The 557-nt window shown below is 62.5% G+C and carries 1 pseudogene; it reads left to right on the top strand.

The features are described from left to right. Positions 1-557 (top strand): annotated as a pseudogene (locus KGA66_RS29350) (right-handed parallel beta-helix repeat-containing protein); the annotation flags it as partial.

Genomic DNA, 557 nt, shown 5'->3' with positions numbered 1-557 from the left:
ACCAGAACATCACCCTGACCGACAACCTGGTCAACGGGGTCGCCGAGGACTACAAGGACATGGCCGGGATCCTGTCCACCTACGTCACCCACGCCGTGATCGACCACAACGAGGTCGAGAACCTGCCCTACGACGGCATCGACATCGGCTGGGGCTGGGGGATGAACGACGCGGGCGGCAGCCAGGACTACGCCAACCGCGGCACCTACAACTACCAGCCGCGCTACACCACCCCCACCACGCTGAAGAACACCGACGCGAGCTACAACAAGATCCACGCGACCAAGAAGATCTTCCACGACGGCGGCAGCCTCTACAACCTCTCCGCCAACCCGAGCGCCACGTTCAACGACAACTACATCTACGACAACCACAACACCGTCGGGCTGTACCTGGACGAGGGCTCGCGCTACGTGACCCTGACCAACAACGTCGTGCAGGACAGCGGCGTGTGGGCGTTCACCAACGCCAACTCCAACAACAACACCGACGACAACGCGTTCAACTACAACTGGTACAACGGCGGCGCCACCCAAGTGGCCACCGGCTCCCCCCAC

The organism is Actinocrinis puniceicyclus (assembly GCF_018283645.1).
Classification (GTDB): Bacteria; Actinomycetota; Actinomycetes; order Streptomycetales; family Catenulisporaceae; genus Actinocrinis; species Actinocrinis puniceicyclus.
The sequence above is the reverse complement of the archived record's forward strand: the minus strand, read 5'-3'. Positions and strand labels throughout refer to the sequence as shown.